Genomic DNA, 18,983 nt, shown 5'->3' with positions numbered 1-18,983 from the left:
TCAGCCGATTTGCTTGGTGTCCTTGAGGTCGCCCCAGCCGTGCCAGCGGTCGATCTCGATCCAGGCGCTCACCCGGCCCCGGTCGCGGCGCGGGTACGGGTTGCCGCCGTAGTGCCGGGACAGCCGGTCGATGTCGGCCAGGTCGGTGTCGTCCCGCATCTCGGCGACGTGCCCGATGATGCTGACGTGGGTGTACCAGTTCTCGTTGTCGATCACGGTGAGTGAGACGCGCGGATCGGCGCGCAGGTGCGCCAGCCGCCGCCGGCCCTCGTCGAGGTTCACCAGGATCCGGCCGTCGTCCCAGAGATACCAGGTGGCGGTCGAGACCGGCTGGCCGTCGGGCTTCAGCACGGCCATGACCGCCGGGTTGGGCTTGCGCAACATCTCGATGGCGGCCTCGGGCAGCGGGGGCTTCGACATGGGCTCTCCTGCGGGTCTGGGGATATCACCGTACCGGCTGACATTTCTACCGGTTGGTCTGTTCCCTGTCCCAGCGAAGCCATTCCCGCTGCCCGGATCCCGTCAGCGGCTGCCGGATCTCGTCACAGGCTGCCGGAGAACGTGTCGCAGGTCTTCGGGTCGCCGCTGTTGTAGCCCTGCTCGAACCACTTCTGCCGCTGCGCCGAGGTGCCGTGCGTGTACGAGCTGGGGTCGTTGCCCCGGCCGGACTTCTGCTGGATGGCGTCGTCACCGATCGCGCCCGCGGTGTTCACCGCGTCCTGGATGTCCTGCTTGTCGATCGACTTGAAGATCGCCTTGCCGCTCTTGGTCTTGGTCTCGGTGGCGTGGTTGGCCCAGGCGCCCGCGTAGCAGTCGGCCTGCAGCTCCAGCCGCACGGACCCGGAGTTGGGGCCCTTGGCCCCGCCCTGCTCGGCCTTGGCGTTGGTGCCCAGCAGGTCCTGCACGTGGTGGCCGTACTCGTGGGCCAGCACGTACGGCTGGGGGAACTCGCCCTTGACCCCGAACTCCGACTTGAGGGTGTCGTAGAAGGTCAGGTCGATGAACACCTTCTTGTCGGCCGGGCAGTAGAACGGGCCCACCCCGGAGTCGGCCTGGCCGCAGCCCGTGTTCACGCTGTTGCTGAAGAAGACGGTGTGGACCGGCTGGTACTGCTTGCCGAAGGCGTCCGGCATGGCGGTCTGCCAGTAGTTCTGGATCGAGTTGATGTAGAGGGTGTTCCGGCAGTCCTGCTGCTGCTTGGCGTCTGGTGCCTTGCACCGCGAGTCGAGCGTCGAGTTGTCGGCGGGCTGGTCGTTGCCGCCCCCGCCGCCGAGCTGGCTCACCCCGAAGCCGCCGCCCACCAGCGCCAGCACCACGGCCACGATGATCCCGATGAGGCCGCCGCGCCCGCCGCCGCCACCGGGGATCGGGATGGGGATGCCCATGCCTCCGCCGCCACCACCGCCACCCGAGCCGCGCCTGTCCTCGACCTGACTGGTGTCGATGTCAGCGTTCTCGTTCAGCTCCATGGAAACCTCGATCGTCGAAGAAGTCAGCACATGTCAAAAGAATCAGCGCCGGACGATGGCCGGACGTTCGGCACGGTACCCGATGATCTTGATTGGTAATCCGACCCACCGCTCCGGAGACGGCCGGTACAATAGACGGCGTGCTGCTCTGCGAAGGCTGACCCGCCCCGCGCCGGCGAGAGGACCCATCCTCGTCGGCGCTGCCGCGTGCCCGCATGTCAGCCCTTCCTCCCGAGAGCGAGTTAGCCGAAATGATCACTGCAACCGGCCTGGAACTCCGCGCCGGCTCCCGCATCCTGCTGTCCGAGGCCACCCTGCGGGTCCAGCCGGGCGACCGGATCGGCCTGGTCGGCCGCAACGGCGCCGGAAAGACGACCACCCTGAAGGTGCTGGCCGGCGAGGGCCAGCCGTACGCGGGGGGCATCGACCGGCGCAGCAACGTGGGCTACCTGCCGCAGGATCCGCGTACCGGTGATCTGGACGTCACCGGCCGCGACCGGGTGCTCTCGGCGCGCGGCCTGGACGTGCTGCTGGCGCAGATGACCGAGATCCAGGCGCAGCTCGCGGAGAACCCCGAGGACCGGCTGGTCCGCCGGTACGGCGCGCTGGAGGACCAGTTCGCGGCGCTCGGCGGGTACGCCGCCGAGGCGGAGGCCGCGCGGATCTGCGCCAACCTCGGCCTGCCGGACCGGGCCCTGGCCCAGACGATCGGCACCCTCTCCGGCGGTCAGCGCCGGCGCATCGAGCTGGCCCGCATCCTGTTCGCCGACGCGGGTGAGGACGGCGGGGGCATCCTGCTGCTGGACGAGCCGACCAACCACCTGGACGCCGACTCGATCACCTGGCTGCGTGGCTTCCTGGCCAACCACCGCGGCGGGCTGGTGGTGATCAGCCACGACGCCTCGCTGCTGGAGGCCGTCGTCAACAAGGTCTGGTTCCTCGACGCCACCCGCTCGGTGGTGGACGTCTACAACCTGGGCTGGAAGGCGTACCTGGAACAGCGGGAGACCGACGAGCGCCGGCGGCGCCGGGAGCGGGCCAACGCCGAGAAGAAGGCCGGCGCCCTGATGGCGCAGGCCGACAAGATGCGGGCCAAGGCCACCAAGACGGTGGCCGCGCAGAACATGGCCCGCCGCGCAGAGCGGCTGCTGTCCGGCCTGGACGAGGTGCGGGTCGCCGACAAGGTGGCCAAGGTGCGGTTCCCCACCCCGACCCCGTGCGGAAAGACCCCGCTCACCGCGACCGGCCTGTCGAAGTCGTACGGGTCGCTGGAGATCTTCACGGACGTCAACGTGGCGGTCGACCGCGGCTCCCGGGTGGCCATCCTCGGCCTCAACGGCGCGGGCAAGACCACCCTGCTGCGGATCCTCGGCGGGCTGGTCGAGCCGGACACCGGCGAGGTACGCCCCGGGCACGGCCTGCGGCTGGGCTACTACGCCCAGGAGCACGAGACGCTGGACGTCGACCGGACCGTGCTGGAGCACATGCGCAGCGCGGGAACCGAGCAGACGGACACGGACCTGCGCAAGATCCTCGGCGCGTTCCTCTTCTCCGGCGAGGATGTGCAAAAGCCGGCGGGAGTGCTCTCCGGCGGCGAGAAGACCCGGCTGGCGCTGGCCACCCTGGTCTGCTCCGGCGCCAACGTGCTGCTGCTGGACGAGCCGACCAACAACCTCGACCCGGTCAGCCGGGAGCAGGTGCTGGACGCCATCGCCCGGTATCCGGGGGCGATCGTGCTGGTCACCCACGACCCCGGCGCGGTGCTGGCGCTCAAGCCGGACCGGGCGATCCTGCTCCCCGACGGCGACGAGGACGCCTGGAGCGACGACCTGCTGGAGCTGGTCGAGCTGGCCTGAGGTGACCCCGGGTAACCGGAGCCACTTGCTCACGGCCCGCCATGTCCGCAGGTCAGCCTATCGGGATTGCGACACTGTCGTGCGTGTCGGTTGGCGAAGAGTTGATATCTGGCGCATGATCGTCCGAGGCGGTCTAATAGGTGGGACCGTATCGAACCGCACAGTCTGGGACGTGAGGAATCAACATGGCAGCCACCGGCACAGCCACCAGCACTGAGAAGGGTCGCCGGATCGTCGGAACCGAGCGGCAGACGCTCGCCAAGGACCTGGTCAAGCGGTACACCTCGGGTGAGAGCATCCGAGCCCTCGCGGCCTCGACCGGCCGGTCCTACGGGTTCATCCACCGGGTGCTCACCGAGTCGGGCGTGCAGCTGCGCCAGCGTGGCGGCGCCCGCCGACGCAAGAAGGCGTGATCGACGCAACCGCCCAGGCCGGACCCGTCGACGGGCCCCGGGGGTGACCCGGTGAGCACGAACGACGGCGTACGGCTGGATCGCGACGGGCCGGTGGCGACGGTGACGTTGTCCCGGCCCGACGTCCTCAACGCGCAGACGCCCGCCATGTGGGCGGCCCTGCGCACCTTCGGTCGCGAGCTGCCACCGGAGGTGCGGGTCGTGGTCGTACGGGGAGCGGGTCGCGCCTTTTCCGCGGGACTCGACCTCGCGGTGGCCCGGGGCGACGGGGACTCGTCGTTCGTCGAGCTGGCCACCATGCCGCCCGAGGCCGCTGCCGAGCGGGTCGCCGGGTTTCAAGCCGCGTTCACCTGGCTGCACCGGCCCGATCTGATCTCGATCGCGGCGGTCCACGGGCACGCCATCGGCGCCGGGTTCCAGCTGGCGCTGGCCTGCGACCTGCGGGTGCTTGCCGACAACGCGAGCCTGGCCATGGCCGAGGTGACCCTCGGGCTGGTGCCCGACCTGGCCGGCACCGGCCGGCTGGTGGACCTGGTGGGCTACGCGCGGGCGCTGGAGATCTGTGTCACGGGCCGGCGGCTGGACGCCGCCGAGGCGGACCGGCTGGGCCTGGCCACGCTGGTCGTGCCCGCGGCCGACCTGGATTCGGCCACCGCCGACCTGACCGCCGCGCTGCTGGCCGGCAACCGGGACGCGGTGATCGAGATCAAGGCGCTGCTGGCCGGCGCCGCCCGCCGGTCGCCGGCCGACCAGCAGCGGGCCGAGCGCGAGGCGCAGGTACGGCGGCTGCGCGACCTGGCCGGCACCGGGGAGTGAGTCCGACCGGTAAGGACCGTTCGGGAAGAAAGGGATTACCCTCCGGGTTGTCGTAGGCATCGGGGAGACTGACCCCGGTGCGGCGGCGTGCGACACGGAGGTGACGGGTGACCCATCCGATGGCAGGTGGCATGGGCGGCGGGGGCTGGTCCATGCTGCGATCGATGCGCAGCAAGGACGACGTCGCCGGCCACAAGGTGAGCCGGGAGACGGGCCGCCGGATCGTCGACTTCGCCCGCCCCTATCGTCGCGACATCCTCGTCTTCCTGGCCACCGTGGTGGTCTCGGCCGTGATCGGCGTGGCCACGCCGGTGCTCGCCGGGTGGGTGGTCAACGCGATCACCAAGGGCGGCTCCGACGCCGGCGCCACGGTCATCCGGCTCGCCGTGATCATCGCCGTGCTGGCGGTGGCCGACGCCCTGTTCTCGCTCGCCCAGCGGTGGTATTCGGCCCGCATCGGCGAGGGGATCATCCTGGACCTGCGGACCCAGGTCTACGACCACGTCCAGCGGATGCCGCTGCAGTTCTTCACCCGGACCCAGACCGGTGCGCTGGTGAGCCGGCTCAACAACGACGTGCTCGGCGCCCAGCGGGCCTTCACCACCACCCTGTCCGGGGTGGTCAGCAACATCATCCAGCTGGTGCTCACCGCCGGTGTCATGTTCACCCTGTCCTGGCAGATCACCGTGCTGTCGCTGATCCTGCTGCCGATCTTCATCATCCCCGCTCGCCGGGTGGGCCGCCGGCTCGCGGAGATCACCCGCGAGTCGTACAACCTCGACGCCAAGATGAACGCCACCATGACCGAGCGGTTCGGGGTGTCCGGCGCCCTGCTGGTCAAGCTGTTCGGCCGGCCGGAGGTGGAGGCGGCCCGGTTCGCCGCCCGCGCCGAGCGGGTCCGGGACATCGGCATCCAGTCCGCCATGTATTCCCGCACCTTCTTCGTGGCCATGCTGCTGGTCGCGTCGCTCGCCCAGGCGCTCACCTACGGGCTGGGCGGCTGGCTCGCCGTCACCGGGGCGGTCAGCGCCGGCACGGTGGTCACGCTGGCCCTGCTGCTGACCCGGCTGTACGGTCCGCTGACCGCGCTGTCGAACGTCCGGGTGGACGTGATGAGCGCGCTGGTCTCGTTCGACCGGGTCTTCGAGGTGCTGGACCTCACCCCGTCGATCGCCGAGAAGCCGGACGCGGTCGCGCTGCCCCGGGGCGACGGCCGGGTCGAGTTCCGGGACGTGTGGTTCCGCTACCCGAGCGCGGCCGAGGTGTCGCTCGCCTCGCTGGAGGACGTGGCCGCGCTGGACCGCCAGGCCAACGAGCCGGTCCTCAAGGGCGTCTCGTTCACCGTCGAGCCGGGCCAGATGGTCGCGCTGGTGGGCCCGTCCGGCGCCGGCAAGTCGACCACCTCCATGCTGCTGTCCCGGGTCTACGACGTCACCGACGGCGCGGTTCGGGTGGGCGGGGTGGATGTCCGCGACGCCACGCTGGGCTCGCTGCGCGACGAGATCGGCGTGGTCACCCAGGATTCCCACCTGTTCCACGAGACGATCGCCGAGAACCTGCGGTACGCCAAGCCCGACGCCACCGACGAGGAGCTCTGGGCAGCCCTGCGCGGCGCGCAGATCGCCGACCTGGTGCGCTCCCTCCCGGACGGGCTGGAAACGGTGGTGGGGGAGCGCGGCTACCGGTTCTCCGGCGGCGAGAAGCAGCGCATCGCCATCGCCCGCCTGCTGCTCAAGGCGCCGTCCATCGTGGTGCTCGACGAGGCCACCGCGCACCTCGACTCGGAGTCCGAGGCCGCCGTGCAGCGCGCCCTCTCGGTGGCGCTGACCGGCCGTACCGCGCTGGTGATCGCGCACCGGCTCTCCACCGTGCGCGACGCCGACCAGATCCTGGTCCTGGACGACGGTCGGGTCGTGGAGCGTGGCCGCCACGACGAGCTGGTGGCGGTGGGCGGCCTCTACGCCGAGCTCTACCGCACCCAGTTCGCGGTGGCCGCCTCGCCGGCCCCGCTGGTGGCCGACGCGCAGGAGCCGGTGACCACCATCCCGATGCACGAGTACGTGGTGGCCGACGAGGCGCTGCCGCCGGCCGCCGCGAACTGATCGCCGCGGCCCGTCCCGTGGCGCGCGGTTCGACGTCGTACCGTGGGGGCATGGCTCGCGAAGACCTGGACGCCGTGCTGGCGGCCCTGCGGGAGTTCGTCGCCGAGGTCCATGGCTTCGCGCCGGACGCGGCGCCGGTCGGCACGCTCGATCTCGTCGCCGGCGACCGGCGGGTCGCTCTGGAGCTGACCGCACCGGTGGCCCGGGCGCTGGTGGCCGCCCTTGCCGGCTATCACGACCCGCGCGACCGCGGCCGCTGCGAGCACTGCCAGGGCCGGCGGCTCGACGACAACTTCCTCTGCCTGGACTGCCACCGTCCGAACGGGGTGTTCGGGGCCATGCTCGCCGAGCGGGCGGCCCGCTACCCGGGCGACCCGGCCTCCCTGCTCGGGCCCGCCGAGGGAGCCCCGTAGCCGAGCGGGCTAGTCAGTCCCGCGGCCGCTCGGGCGTGCCCGGCCCGGCTTGGCTTCGTGCTCGCGGCCTGGCTCGTGCCCGGGCTGGCTTCGTGCTCGGGCTGGCTTCGTGCCGGGGCTGGCTTCGTGTCCAGGCTGGCCTCGTGCCCGGGCTGGCTTCGTGCCCGGACTGGCTTCTGCTCGGACTGGCTTCGCCCACTCGGCCGGCGCTGGCCGCCCGGCCGCCCGGACTATCCCGGCTCCGCCGCGATCCGGGCCAGCAGCACCGGCGCCCAGTGCGGGCCGTACCGCCGGCGCAGCTCCGGCCGGCGCCAGTCGTCGCCGGTGACGACGCCCCGGCACCCTCGCGAGCCGCAGGAGCAATCCATGGTGAAGGCCGGGTCGCCCGTGCTTGCCGCATAGTCGTTGGTCAGCTCCGCGCCGATCGGGATCCGCCTGCGGGCAGCCAGCTCGTAAGCGGAGACCCACCACAGGTTCGGGTCGCAGCTGTGGTTGCCGTAGCCGTTCGGACGCCGGGGCGGAAGCACGAGGTGCCGGTCCTCGCCGACCACGATCGTGTCGACATATGGCCGCCGGGGATCACCGGCGGCCGCATCGAACAGCTCTCGCAATCGTTGCCCAGAGACGATGCGACCGCCAAGCCGGGACACGACGGTTCCCACCTCGATGACCGCCGTGGCGAACAGGCCAAGCCCCGCGATCGGCGAGGGCCGCACCGCGACATCGGGATGCAGCCAGCAGTCCGGCTCGGGTGGCTCGACCACGCCTGCTCCCTTCTCCGGCTGGCGCCCAGCCCAGCCCTGGACCGGTGGGACGCTCATGGCGCGGTCGCGGCGGGTTGCTTTTCCGCGGCCTCGCGTAGGGCGGCGAACTGCGCGCCCAGGGCGTCGAGTTGGAAGTGCGCGTTCAGCCCGCTCGGGTTGGGCAGCACCCACAAGCGTGCCGGTCCGAGCCGCTCCGGCTGCTCGCCGAGGGTCGCGGTCCGCCGCCGAAAACCGATCCGGTACGCGGTCACCCCGACCACCGCCACCCAGGCCGGGGCGTACCGCCGGGCCTTGTCGGCGAGTTCTGCGGCCCCGGCGATGAGTTCCTCGGGCCGCAGCTCGTCGGCCCGGGCGGTGGCCCTGGCCACCAGGTTGGTGATGCCCAGGCCGTGGGCCACCAGCTCGTCCGGCTCCCACGACCGCAGTTCCCGCTCGGTGAAGCCGCCACGGTGCAGGGCCGGCCAGAAGCGGTTGCCCGGCCGCGCGAAGTGCCGGCCGGTGGCCCCGGAGTAAAGCCCGGGGTTGATGCCGCAGAACAGGACGCGCAGTCCGGGCGCGATGACGTCCGGGATGGTCCGGCCGGCGGCCGCGGCCACCTCGGCGCGGGTGGGCCGGGGGTGGGGGACGGCGGCGATCTCGGGCATGCGGTCAACTGTCTCCGACGCCGGCACCGGTCGACCAGCGGTCCTGGTCACGCGAACCCGTCCCGTACCGGTCGGCGGGTCAGCGGCGCCGCCGGCGGATCAGCGCCACTGTCCCGGCCACAGCGGCGGTGACGAACAGCAGGCAGGAGACCAGGCACAGCACCGCGGTGACCGGACGGATCGCTCCCATGCGTCGGGAGCCTAGGCGATCCTCGGCCGCCGGGAGGTCCCGTCGGTGCCGTCACATCCCGAAAAGGCCGGCCTGGGCCGCGACGCCGGCGCCGGTGGGGCCGCGACGCCGGCGCCGGTGGGGCCGCGACGCCGGCCGGTAGGCCCGTGGCGGGCGGGTGGGCCTACAGCGTGCGCAGGGCGCCGCCGTCGACCGGGATGGTGAGCCCGGTGAGATAGCTCGCGGCCGGGGACAGCACGAACGCGGCCACCCGGCCGAACTCGGCGGGCTCGGCGACCCGCCGGAGCGGGATGGCCGCCTCGGCCTCCGCGCGGGCGCGCTCGGGGTCGCCGCTGGCCGCGAACAGCTCGCGGTTCCGGTCCGTGAGCACCCGGCCGGGGAGCAGGCTCACCACCCGGACGCCGCGCGGCCCGTACTCGTCGGCCAGGTCCTTGGCCACGCCGGCGAGACCGGGCCGCAGCCCGTTGGAGATGCCGAGGCCGGGGATCGGGGACCGCGCCGAGCTGGAAAGGACGAGCCCGACGGCGCCACCGGCGGGTAGCTGCGCGGCCACCGTCCGGGCCATCCGTACGGCGCCGAGGAACACCGACTCGAAGGAGTCCCGCCACTGCTCGTCGGTGACCTGAGCCGCCGTGCCGCGCGGCGGCCCGCCGACCGAGATCAGCGCACCGTCGAGCCGGCCGAAGCGGTCCCGGGCGGCCGCCACCAGCCCGCCCGGGGTGGCCGGGTCGGCCAGGTCGGCGGGTACGCCGTGGGCCCGGTCCGGGCCGAGTCGCTGTACGGCGTCGGCCACCGTGCCCGCGTCGCGGGACGAGATCAGCACCCGGGCGCCGTCGGCCACCAGGCATTCGGCGGTGGCCAGACCGAGGCCGCGGGACGCTCCGGTCAGCACATACACCCGGTCGGCGAGTCCGAGATCCATGCCGGCATCCTGCCGCACTCGGGGCCCGGTCGCACGGGCGACCGGCAGCTCGCCGGTCCGCGGGCCCGGCGACCGTTCGTTCAGCCCAGCCGCCGGCCGGTCGGCCCGGTCAACCGGCCGGGCGGCGACGGGCCGACCCGGGACGGCGCGCTAGCGGCCGGCACGCACCAGGCGTACCCGACCGGCGACCTGGACCGCGACGGCGCCGCCGGCCCGGCGCAGGGCCGGCATCCAGCGGCGCCGGGGTGGCGCGTCGCCCGGATACCACCAGACGGCGTCCCGCAGTGCCAGCTCGGCGGCGGCCACCGCCGGCAGCGCCCCGCCGGCCAGGAGGGACCGGGCCAGGTCCCAGCCGTCCCGGAGGGCGCCGTTGGCCGGCCGGTCGGCGGCCCATTCGACGAACGCGGCCGGCCACCGGCCGGCGAGCCCGGCGGCCAGCGCCGGCCAGTGCCGGGCGACCTCCCCGGCCCGCTTACCGAGCAGGGCCCGACGGGCGATGCCGACCAGCCGGGCGTCGAAGCCGACCGGTACGGGCGCGCCGGCGGTCACCGCGGCGGCCAGCTCGGCCTGCCGGCGCGCCAGCGAGGCCGAGCCCGCAGACGGATCCGAACCGGCCGGCGCGGCCGGGTCGCCGGTCACGTGATCACCGGCTGGCCGGCCGCCCGCGCGATGGCATCCAGCTCGGCCCGCAGCTCGGCGGCGGGCGGGTAGCTGCCGTCCCGTTCCAGCATCAGCGCCGGTGGCGGCCGCCGCGCGCACAGCTCGCCGACCAGCTCGAGTACCGGCGCCGGCACCGGATGCGTATGGGTGTCGTGGTAGACGCCGTCCCGGTCGGCCCCGCCGGCCACGTGGACGTAACCGACCCGGTCCAGCGGCAGCCGGTCCAGCAGGGCGACCGGATCCCGCCCGCGGTTGCGGGCGTTGGCGTAGACGTTGGCGATGTCCAGCAGCAGCAGCGCCCCCGTGCGGTCCACGATCTCGGTGAGGAAGTCGGCCTCGTCCAGCTCGTCGTCGGGCCAGTCGAACAGCGCGGCGATCGGTTCCAGGGCGATCGGCGCCGGCAGCTCCGCCCGGGTCCGCGCGACGTTGGCCACCACCGCGTCCACCGCCTCCCGGGTCCGCGGCAGCGGCAGCAGGTGCCCCACCTCGACCCCGCCGGCCCGGACGAACGCGATGTGCTCGCTGACCAGCGGCGCGCCGACCAGGTCGGCGGCCGCGGCCAGGTGCGCGACCCGCTTCGGATCCACCGGTTCGGCGCCGCCGAGCGACAGCCGCACCCCGTGCGGTACGACGGCCACGCCGCGCTCGCGCAGCTCGGCCAGGCCCGGCGGCAGGGGACCGCCGGGCGGCAGGCTCTCGGCGATGACCTCGACGAAGCGCAGACCGGGCAGCTCGGCCACGAAGCCGGAGATTTCCGGCCGCCACCCGATGCCGACGCCGGTCACCTGGCCGGTCATCCGCCGCACCCCCCGCCCCCACCGCAGCCGCCCCCGCCGCCGCATGAGCTGCCCCCGCCGCACGAGCTGCCGCCCCCGCAGGACGAGCCGCCGCCGCAGCTGCTGCCCATGCTTCCGGCTGCGCCGGACGGTCCGGTGGCGAGGCCGGTACCGCTGGCGAAGGCGGGGTCCATCGAGTAGAGCGTGCCGGTGCCGTAGAGCCCGATGCCCAGCGCCGCGCCCTGGAAGCCGTAGGTGGCGTACGCCGGGGACTGGCCGGGCGCGAGGTGCCGGTTGGCGGCCCGCAACTGGTTGAGCAGCCGCCTCCCGGCCCGGGTGCGTCCGGGTACCCGCCCGAGGGAGATGACCACCACGACCAGGACGAGAAGTGTGAGCATCAGGTAACCGGCCGGCCGGCCGTTCGACACTCCCCAGACCAGGCGCAGCAGCCCGACCGCGAGCAGCCCCCACCCGGCGACCGCCGCCGACCGGAGAGCCCTGCGGTGATCCGTTCGGACTACCAGCCCACGGGTTTCGAGGTCGGTGCGCAGGGCGGCCAGCTCGGCCGCGACCTGTTGGTCGGTGGGAAGATCACGGACTCGCAGCCGTCGGTAGGCGGCGGCGTGCACGGCCCGGTCGAGCGGGGTGACGCCGGCCGGCAGTGGACCGGTCCCGGTCAGCGTCCGGTCCTGCTCGACCCCAATCGCCTCGGCGCCGTGCAGCGCGCCGAGAGACGCGCAGATCGCCAGCCGCGAACCGCCGTTCAGGTAGGCCGCCTGCTGCGGCCCGATGGCGAGCTGCGGCGTCCCGGTGCCGCCGGTGGCCCTGATCCGGGTCACCACCAGGGCGGCGACGAGCAGGGCGGCCAGGGTGAGATAGCCGCGCAGGAAGGTCGGTCCGGAAATTCCCCAGGTGTCGCCGCTCGCCGCCAATGTGACAGTGCCCATCGGACCCCTCCTCGTCCGGCGAAGGTGGTCCACATTGTGCGGTAGCCGCGCCACCGGCGACACCCGCCTAGCGGCGGCGGACGGCCTCCTCGACCAGGTCGAGCACCCGGCTCAGCTCGCCCGCCGGGCGACCCATGGCCAGGTGCAGCACCAGGCCGTCGTAGGCCAGCTCCAGGAGCTGGGTGAGCACCTCGATCGGTACGTCGTCGCGCAGCACGCCCGCGTCTCGCTGGCGGACGAGCCGGTCCCGGGTGGCCTGCGCGATCGCGGCCGAGCGCTCGGCCCAGCGCTTCGCGAACTCGGGGTCGGTGCGCAACCGGCGGGAGACCTCCAGCTGGCTGCCGAGCCAGCCTGCCGTGTCCGGGCTGCCCGCCCGGTCCAGCAGATCGCGCATCACCTGGACGAGGCCGTTACGGGCCACGGTCTCGGCCATCTCCACCGCGTCGTCCTCGGCCACCGCCAGGAACAGCGAGTCCTTGTCCCGGAAGTGGTGGAAGATCGCCCCGCGGGAGAGGCCGGTCGCCTCTTCGAGGCGGCGGACGGTGGCACCCTCGTACCCGTGCCGGGCGAAGCAGCCGCGCGCCGCGGCGAGGATCTCCTGGCGGCGCGCGTCGAGTTGGTGCTGGCTTACCCTGGGCACCAGTCAAGCGTGCCAGGTCGGCCGGGTCCCAGCAAGCCGTACGTACGGCTTGGGTTTGTGGCGCGACCGCTACGATGCCGGCATGGACGCCCACGAGGAGCCGCCGGGCCCGCTGACCGTGGCCGCGGCGCAGGCCGAGGCCGTGCCCGGCGACGTGACCGGGAACGCCGGGACGGCGGCCCGGTTGGTGGCCACCGCCGCCGCCGGCGGCGCCCGGCTGCTCGTGCTCCCCGAGCTGTTCCTGCCGGCGTACCATCCGCCGACCCTGCGGGCCGACCCGGCCGGCACCGACGTGGCGGCCGGTCCGGACGGCCGGGTCGACGACCCCCGGCTGGCGGCGCTGCCCCGGGCGGCGGCCGAGCACGGCGTGGTGGCCGTGCTGGGCGCGGCCGTCCGCTGGCCGGACGGCCGGCGGACCTGCTCGGTGCTGGTGGCCGACCCGTCCGGCGCGATCCGCGTCGGGTACGACAAGCAGCACCTGTGCGGGCCGGACGAGAACGAGCTGTTCATGCCGGGGGACCGGGGCGCGACGCTCAGCCTGGACGGCTGGCTGCTGGGGCTCGGCGTCTGCTACGACGGCTGCTTCCCGGAACACGGGCGGGCCGCGGCGGCCGGCGGGACGCACGGCTATCTCTGCCCGAGCGGGTACGTCGAGGGTTCGCAGCACCGCCGCGACCTCTACTACGCCGCCCGCGCCCTGGACAACACGATGTACGTGGTGTTCGCCAACCCGGTCGGCGGGACCGATCCGTGGCGCTTCAACGGCGGCGCGGCCGTGTACGACCCGGAGGGCCGGCCGGTGCGCCGGGCCGCCGACACCGGCGAGGAGGTGGTGCTCGCGACGCTGCGGCCGGAACTGCTGCGGAGCGTCCGGGCCGAGCACCCCATGCTCACCGACCGGCTCCCGCACCAGGGCGGCCCCCGCGCGGTGATAACCGTCTGATCACACTATTGCCGGGTCATCGTCGTTCGCACAGTCCTGCTGTTAACCGAGCCGGTCTGTCGCGCGGCCACCGAGGTCACGTAATGTTCCGGCGTGCCGTTGCTGCTCCTCGACCTGGACAACACCCTGCTCGACCGCACCGGCGCCTTCCGCACGTGGGGAAAGAATTTTCTGTCGGAGATCGGCGCGCCGGACGCCGACATCGACTGGTTGCTGTCCATGGACGCCGATGGCCTCACCGACCGGTGGGACATCGCGGACGCGCTGCGCTCCCGATATGACCTGCGGATCCCGTCCATCGACCTGGTGGAGGCCCTGCACGACGGGGTGATCCGGCGCGCCCGGCTGGACCCGCTGGTCGCCTGCGCGCTGCAGATCGTGGCCAAGGCCGGCTGGGTGCCGGTGGTGGTGACCAACGGCACGGTGCAGCGGGAGGAGGCCAAGATCCGCGGCACCGGGCTGGACCGGTACGTCGCCGACTGGGTCATCTCCGAGGAGGTGGGGGTGAGCAAGCCGAACCCGCGGATCTTCGCGGTGGCCGCGCAGCGGGCCCAGATGCGCCTGCGCGGGGCCTGGGTGGTGGGCGACGGGCCGGAGGCCGACATCGGTGGCGCCGCGGCGATGGGCCTGCCCAGCGTCTGGCTGCACCGGGGACGCAGCTGGCAGGAGCCCCGGTTCGCCCCCACCCGTACCGCCGACGGGGTGATTCCGGCGGTGGCCGAGGTGCTCGCCGGCTGACCGCCGGACTCCGTCCCGCGCGATCCGGCGCCGCCGAGCCCCCGGCCGGCCCGACCACGGTCGGGACCGGATCCGGAGCCGGCGGGCCGGGGTCGCTACTGGAGGTACCGCTCGACCTCGTCGATCGGCCGGGAGCCGGTCTGCTCGGGGTCCTGGCCCGCGTCGCGCGCGGCCCGCCGCCGGCGCAGCAGGTCCCAGCACTGGTCGAGGGACTCCTCAAGGTGGCGGAGCCGTTCCCGCTCCTCGTCGTTGGACACCTCGCCGGATTGCACCTGGCTGCGCAGCTGGTGCTCCTCATCGACCAGTTCGGTGATCCGGCTCATGATCGTCTTGTCGTCCATGCCACGAGCCTCGCACAGCCGGCCTGCGGCCGCTCGCGTTCCCCCCACCGACCCCGGGCGGGTGGACGCAGGCAACCAGGAGCGGCGGGAGCGAACGCAGTGAATCGATGCGCAGGATTTCATTCCATGTGCTCTAGAAATCCGGACGCGTGAATGTAATGCTCTTGGGCACCGTAACTCTCAATCACTGTGTCACCACTCAGCGGTCAGATCCCGCCGGGTGGTCGAGGAGGCCAGCGTGTGGAAGCGGCATGGTTGACCCGGCGGAGTCGCCGGCCCGTACGGCACGGCTCATCCCGCTGCGCCGGCTGGTGCCCCGGCGCGACCGGGACCTGCTGGACGCGCTGGTCGAGGTGGCCGACGACGTCGGCGCCGAGATGGTCCGGTTGAACTTCGGCGCCCTCCGCCCCTACCTCGTCAGCCATCCCAGCCACGTCCAGCATGTGCTGCGGGAGAACCCCGGCAACTACATCCGCGGCGGGGACTCGCTGATGTGGCGGGCGTTGGAACGGCTGTTCGGCGAGGGGATTCTCAGCGAGGGCACGGCCTGGACGGCCAGCCGGGGCCGCCTTCAGCCGATGTTCACGGCCAAGCGGGTCGCCGCCCTGGTGGACGGGATGAGTGAGGCGCTCAACGAGGGCGCCGACCGGTTTACCCCGGGGCAGCGAATCGACGTCGCGCAAGAGATCTCCCGGATGGTCTGCCTCGCGATCAACCGGGTCCTGTTCGGCGACCGGATCCCCATCGAGGACGCCATGCGGATCGTCCGGCACCAGGATGTGATCGCCAGGTCGGTCCGCTGGCGGATCCTCGCGCCGTTCATCCCCGACGCCGTTCCGATGCCCGGCGACCGGGCGTTCCGGGGCGCCGTGAGCGCCATCGACGACCTGGTGCTGCCGGTCATCCGCCGGGTCCGCGCCCAGCCCGACGGCCGGGACGACGTCCTGGCCACCCTCGCCGGGGCCACCGACGCGCGCGGCGAGCCGCTGCCGGAACGGCCGGTACGGGACGACGTGGTGGCGACCTTCGCCACCACGACCGAGACGACATATGTGGTCCTGGCCTGGCTCTGGCCGCTGCTGCACGAGCGTCCGGACATCGCGGAGCGGCTCTACGCCGAGATCGACCGGGTGGTCGTGGCCGGCCAGCCGGTGCGCAACGAGCAGCTCGGCGAGCTGCGGTACACCCGGATGGTGGTGGACGAGCTGATCCGGCACTATCCGTCCGGCTGGCTGGTGCCCCGCACCGCGGTCCGGGACGACGTGATCAACGGGGTACGGATCGAGGCCGGCAGCACGATGCTGATGAGCCCGTACATCACCCAGCACCTGTCGGCGTTCTGGCCCCGGCCGCAGGAGTTCGATCCGGAGCGGTTCGCCCCCGGCGCGCCGAAGCGGGCCCACCGGTGGGCGTACTTCCCGTTCGGCGGCGGCGCCCACCAGTGCATCGGGATGTACCTGTTCCAGCTCGAGGCCCCGCTGATCATCGCCACGCTGCTGAGCCGCTTCCGGTTCCGGCCGGTGGGGCAGGGGATGCCGCACAAGCAGTTGGCGGCGTCGCTGCGGCCGAAGGAACGGATCATCATGACGGTGGAGGCCCACCGCCAGCCGGTCCGGGACTGAGCCGCCGTGCTGGACATCCTCGCGACCGACATGACGGCGGCCGCCGACCAGGGCCGGATCTGCGCACTGGCCGCCCGGGGCCAACGGGAGCTGACCGCGTACGCCCACCGCCATCCCCGGCTCTTCCCGGCCGAGCCGTTCGACGCCACGCTGTTCGGCGCGATCTCGTCGGCCATGGCCTTCGGCGCGCCGGACCGCAGCCCCGCCGAGCTCGGCTTCGCCAACCGCTGCGTGCTGTGGGGATTCGCCGTCGACTGGTTGATCGACTCGGTGGCGACCTCACGTACCGAGATCGAGGCGCTGGCCGCCCGCTGCCTCGCGGTGGCCGACGGGGCCCAGCCGGAGCCCGGCGACGACCTCGGCCGGCTGCTGGCCGACCAGCGCGACGAGCTGGCGGACCGGCCCGGGTTCGCCCGGGCCCGCCTCTGCTGGCGGACCGAGCTGGACAACGTGCTGACGGCGATGGCCCGGGAGTGGTCCTGGCGGGAACGGTCGGCCGCGGGGGCGCTGCCGACCCTCGACGAGTATCTCGACAACGCCGACAACCTCGGCTGCACGGTGGTCAACGTCGCGTACTGGATCCGGATCGGCGACGCCGACGTGGCCGACCGGCTGCCCGCGCTGGTGGCGGCCAGCGGGGCGGTGCAGCGGGCGCTGCGGCTGGTCAACGACCTGGGCACGTACGAGCGGGACCTGCGGTGGGGTGACCTGAACTCGATCATGGTCGCGGGTGACCGGTCAGCCGTGGAGCGGCGTCTCGACGAGCTGGTCGGGGAGTGCCACGAGCGGCTCGGGGCGCTGCGGACGCACCGGCCGGCCGAGGCGGCGTACCTGTCCCGGCAGCTCGGCTTCAGCACCGGCTTCTACCAACTCGGCGACTTCTGGGTGGCTGACCGGTGAGCGCGGTTTTGCCAGCCCCGCAGCGTGAACGGACGGCCGCCCCGTGAGTACCCGGCGCCAACGGTCCCGTTCGGACCGGGAGGGCGGGCCGCGCGGCTGCGTGCCGGTGGCCGCGCAGCGCCTGCTGGCGGAGCTGGTCCGGCAACCCTGGGGGCAGGTCTCCCCGTCGGAGTACGAGACCGCCCGGCTGGTCGCGCTGGCGCCTTGGCTGCCCGGCAACGCGGCCCGGGTGGACTGGCTGCTGGCGCGGCAGCGGGCCGACGGCGGCTGGGGACCGCCCGGCGGGTACGGCGTGGTACCGACGCTGAGCGCCACCGACGCCCTGCTGGCCACCGCGCTGGCCGGCGAGGACGGCCGTCGTCCGCACCCGTCGGCCGAGCCGGCGCGGGCGGCGGATGCCGGCCTCCGGGCCCTGGCGGCGGCCGCCGGGAGCGACGTGCCGGACACCCCCGCCGTGGACCTGATCGCTCCGGCCCTGGCCGATCGCATCGGGCGCCGGCTGGCCCGGCTGGCGCAGTGGCCGGGCGCCGGCCTGGACGCCTGGCGCGACGCGGCGCCTCCGCCGCTGCCGGCCGGGCTGTCCGGGAAGCGGTGGGCGGGGCTGCGCGGGCTGGTGGCCGCGGGCCGGCCGCTGCCGGAGAAGCTGCTGCACGCGCTCGAGGTGCTCGGCCCGGATGCCCCGCGGGCCGCCGGGGTCCGGCCGTGCGGGCCGGGCGCCGTGGGCGCGTCACCGGCGGCCACGGCCGCCTGGCTCGGCGCGCCGGGCCGCGGCGATCCCGCCGCCACCGCCACCTGGCTGGACGGCCCGGGCGGCGGCGATCCGGCGGCCACGGCGGCCTGGCCCGCACGCAGCGGGCAGGACCGGTCCGCCCGGGACTACCTGGCCACGGTACGCCGGCAGCACGCCGAACTCGCGCCGTGCGCCACCCCCATCACGGTGTTCGAGCGGGCCTGGGTGCTGTCCGACCTGCTCCGGGCCGGCGTACCGGTGACGGTGCCATCGGTGCTGACCCGCAGCCTCGCGGCGGCGCTCGGCCCGGACGGCGCGGCCACCGGTCCGGGGCTGCCCGCGGACGCCGACACCACGGCCGTGGTGCTGCACGCGCTGACCCTGCTCGGCCGGCCGGCGCCGCCGGCCGCGCTGCTCGGCTACGACCGGGGCGACCACTTCAGCACCTGGTCCGCCGAGGACGGCGCCTCCGTGACGACGAACGCCCACGTCCTCGACGCGTTGGGCCGGGCCGCGGACCACCGGTACGCCTCGGCAGCCCGCCGGGTGGCCGTCTGGCTCGTGGACCGGCAGCAGCCGGACGGCCGGTGGACCGACCGCTGGCACGCCTCGCCCTACTACGCCACCGGGTGCGCCGCGGTCGCGCTGGCGGAGTACGCGGCGCCCGCCGAGTCCGGGCCGGCCGTCGACCGGGCGGTGGAGTGGGTGCTGGCCAGCGCGCGCGAGGACGGCGGCTGGGGCGGGGCCGGGTCCACCAGCGAGGAGACGGCCTATGCCGTCCGCATCCTGCTGACCGGCCCGCCGGGCCGTACCGGTGTCCGCGCGGCCCTGCGGCGGGGGGTGAAGTTCCTGATCAGCCATCCGGACGGGGCTCGGCAGGGGCCGTCGCTGTGGCACGACAAGGATCTGTACCGGCCCACCGCGGTGGTCCGGGCCGCCGTGCTGTCCTCCATCCATCGTGGACTGCTGGCGCTCCGCGACGCCACGCTGCCGGCGGTGCCGCCCGCCGGCGCCGACGTGATCCGGACGGGTTGAGTGGCGCTCACGACACTGCTAGCGTGCGCCGGGGTCGATGCGTTCCGCGCCGCCCGCGCTCC

20 protein-coding genes are annotated in these 18,983 nt (G+C 73.8%); 10 read left to right on the top strand and 10 right to left on the bottom strand.

Annotated features, from left to right (window positions below):
* Positions 1-420 carry a PPOX class F420-dependent oxidoreductase gene (locus ACFFHU_RS18160; protein WP_377340435.1) on the bottom strand — a complete coding sequence of 140 codons (420 nt, stop codon included), beginning with the start codon at positions 418-420 and terminating at the stop codon, positions 1-3.
* 122 nt (positions 421-542) lie between these two features.
* The gene (gene ypfJ, locus ACFFHU_RS18155; RefSeq protein WP_377340433.1) at positions 543-1,469 is read right to left on the bottom strand and encodes a KPN_02809 family neutral zinc metallopeptidase; all 927 of its coding nucleotides are present in this window, start codon (positions 1,467-1,469) and stop codon (positions 543-545) included.
* A gap of 251 nt (positions 1,470-1,720) precedes the next feature.
* On the opposite strand from ypfJ, the gene ACFFHU_RS18150 reads away from it, so the two are divergent.
* The 5 genes from ACFFHU_RS18150 (at position 1,721) to ACFFHU_RS18130 (ending at position 7,069) form a co-directional block, all read left to right on the top strand.
* Complete coding sequence (locus ACFFHU_RS18150) at positions 1,721-3,325, top strand: ABC-F family ATP-binding cassette domain-containing protein (protein ID WP_377340432.1); 1,605 nt, start codon at positions 1,721-1,723, stop codon at positions 3,323-3,325.
* 185 nt (positions 3,326-3,510) lie between these two features.
* Positions 3,511-3,738: a helix-turn-helix domain-containing protein gene (locus ACFFHU_RS18145; protein ID WP_095566055.1), complete on the top strand. Its 228-nt coding sequence runs from the start codon at positions 3,511-3,513 to the stop codon at positions 3,736-3,738.
* Positions 3,739-3,789: 51 nt separating this feature from the next.
* Entirely contained in the window at positions 3,790-4,554 is a 765-nt protein-coding gene (locus ACFFHU_RS18140; RefSeq protein ID WP_377340430.1) for an enoyl-CoA hydratase/isomerase family protein, read from the top strand.
* A gap of 119 nt (positions 4,555-4,673) precedes the next feature.
* The gene (locus ACFFHU_RS18135; protein WP_377341195.1) at positions 4,674-6,656 is read left to right on the top strand and encodes an ABC transporter ATP-binding protein; all 1,983 of its coding nucleotides are present in this window, start codon (positions 4,674-4,676) and stop codon (positions 6,654-6,656) included.
* A gap of 50 nt (positions 6,657-6,706) precedes the next feature.
* Positions 6,707-7,069 (top strand): hypothetical protein, encoded by a 363-nt coding sequence (locus ACFFHU_RS18130; RefSeq protein ID WP_377340428.1) that lies wholly within the window; start codon positions 6,707-6,709, stop codon positions 7,067-7,069.
* Positions 7,070-7,299: 230 nt separating this feature from the next.
* Here ACFFHU_RS18130 and ACFFHU_RS18125 read toward each other — a convergent pair whose 3' ends face one another.
* The 7 genes from ACFFHU_RS18125 to ACFFHU_RS18095 form a co-directional block, all read right to left on the bottom strand.
* Entirely contained in the window at positions 7,300-7,833 is a 534-nt protein-coding gene (locus ACFFHU_RS18125; protein ID WP_377340426.1) for an SET domain-containing protein, read from the bottom strand.
* A gap of 53 nt (positions 7,834-7,886) precedes the next feature.
* Positions 7,887-8,477: a G/U mismatch-specific DNA glycosylase gene (gene mug, locus ACFFHU_RS18120; protein ID WP_377340424.1), complete on the bottom strand. Its 591-nt coding sequence runs from the start codon at positions 8,475-8,477 to the stop codon at positions 7,887-7,889.
* A 353-nt stretch (positions 8,478-8,830) separates the two neighbouring features.
* Positions 8,831-9,589 carry an SDR family oxidoreductase gene (locus tag ACFFHU_RS18115; RefSeq protein WP_377340422.1) on the bottom strand — a complete coding sequence of 253 codons (759 nt, stop codon included), beginning with the start codon at positions 9,587-9,589 and terminating at the stop codon, positions 8,831-8,833.
* A 150-nt stretch (positions 9,590-9,739) separates the two neighbouring features.
* Complete coding sequence (locus tag ACFFHU_RS18110; protein ID WP_377340421.1) at positions 9,740-10,228, bottom strand: SCO6045 C-terminal-like domain-containing protein; 489 nt, start codon at positions 10,226-10,228, stop codon at positions 9,740-9,742.
* Entirely contained in the window at positions 10,225-11,046 is an 822-nt protein-coding gene (locus ACFFHU_RS18105; RefSeq protein WP_377340418.1) for an MbnB/TglH/ChrH family RiPP precursor modification enzyme, read from the bottom strand. The genes ACFFHU_RS18110 and ACFFHU_RS18105 overlap by 4 nt, the downstream gene beginning before the upstream one ends.
* Complete coding sequence (locus ACFFHU_RS18100) at positions 11,043-11,972, bottom strand: TIGR04222 domain-containing membrane protein (RefSeq protein WP_377340416.1); 930 nt, start codon at positions 11,970-11,972, stop codon at positions 11,043-11,045. The genes ACFFHU_RS18105 and ACFFHU_RS18100 overlap by 4 nt, the downstream gene beginning before the upstream one ends.
* Positions 11,973-12,039: 67 nt before the next feature.
* A complete protein-coding gene (locus ACFFHU_RS18095; RefSeq protein WP_377340414.1) occupies positions 12,040-12,612 on the bottom strand; it encodes a TetR/AcrR family transcriptional regulator in 573 nt (190 codons plus the stop codon).
* A gap of 82 nt (positions 12,613-12,694) precedes the next feature.
* Here ACFFHU_RS18095 and ACFFHU_RS18090 point away from each other — a divergent pair, with 82 nt between their 5' ends.
* Both ACFFHU_RS18090 and ACFFHU_RS18085 read left to right on the top strand, forming a co-directional pair.
* Positions 12,695-13,555, top strand: a complete 861-nt coding sequence (locus tag ACFFHU_RS18090; protein WP_377340412.1) for a carbon-nitrogen hydrolase family protein — start codon at positions 12,695-12,697, stop codon at positions 13,553-13,555.
* 93 nt (positions 13,556-13,648) lie between these two features.
* On the top strand, positions 13,649-14,293 hold the full coding sequence (locus tag ACFFHU_RS18085; protein ID WP_377340410.1) for an HAD family hydrolase: 645 nt from the start codon (positions 13,649-13,651) through the stop codon (positions 14,291-14,293).
* 95 nt (positions 14,294-14,388) lie between these two features.
* Here the strand turns inward: ACFFHU_RS18085 and ACFFHU_RS18080 are convergent, their stop codons facing one another.
* Complete coding sequence (locus ACFFHU_RS18080) at positions 14,389-14,634, bottom strand: DUF2630 family protein (protein WP_377340408.1); 246 nt, start codon at positions 14,632-14,634, stop codon at positions 14,389-14,391.
* A 293-nt stretch (positions 14,635-14,927) separates the two neighbouring features.
* On the opposite strand from ACFFHU_RS18080, the gene ACFFHU_RS18075 reads away from it, so the two are divergent.
* The 3 genes from ACFFHU_RS18075 to ACFFHU_RS18065 are packed head-to-tail and all read left to right on the top strand — an operon-like array spanning position 14,928 to position 18,921.
* Entirely contained in the window at positions 14,928-16,256 is a 1,329-nt protein-coding gene (locus tag ACFFHU_RS18075) for a cytochrome P450 (RefSeq protein ID WP_377341194.1), read from the top strand.
* 6 nt (positions 16,257-16,262) lie between these two features.
* The gene (locus tag ACFFHU_RS18070) at positions 16,263-17,156 is read left to right on the top strand and encodes a terpene synthase family protein (protein ID WP_377340406.1); all 894 of its coding nucleotides are present in this window, start codon (positions 16,263-16,265) and stop codon (positions 17,154-17,156) included.
* A 43-nt stretch (positions 17,157-17,199) separates the two neighbouring features.
* Positions 17,200-18,921, top strand: coding sequence for a prenyltransferase/squalene oxidase repeat-containing protein (locus tag ACFFHU_RS18065; RefSeq protein WP_377340405.1), 1,722 nt, complete (start codon positions 17,200-17,202; stop codon positions 18,919-18,921).
* The last annotated feature ends 62 nt before the right edge of the window (positions 18,922-18,983 follow it).

It is taken from the genome of Plantactinospora siamensis (assembly GCF_042434095.1).
Classification (GTDB): Bacteria; Actinomycetota; Actinomycetes; order Mycobacteriales; family Micromonosporaceae; genus KBS50.
This window is presented reverse-complemented; position numbering and strand designations above follow the sequence as displayed.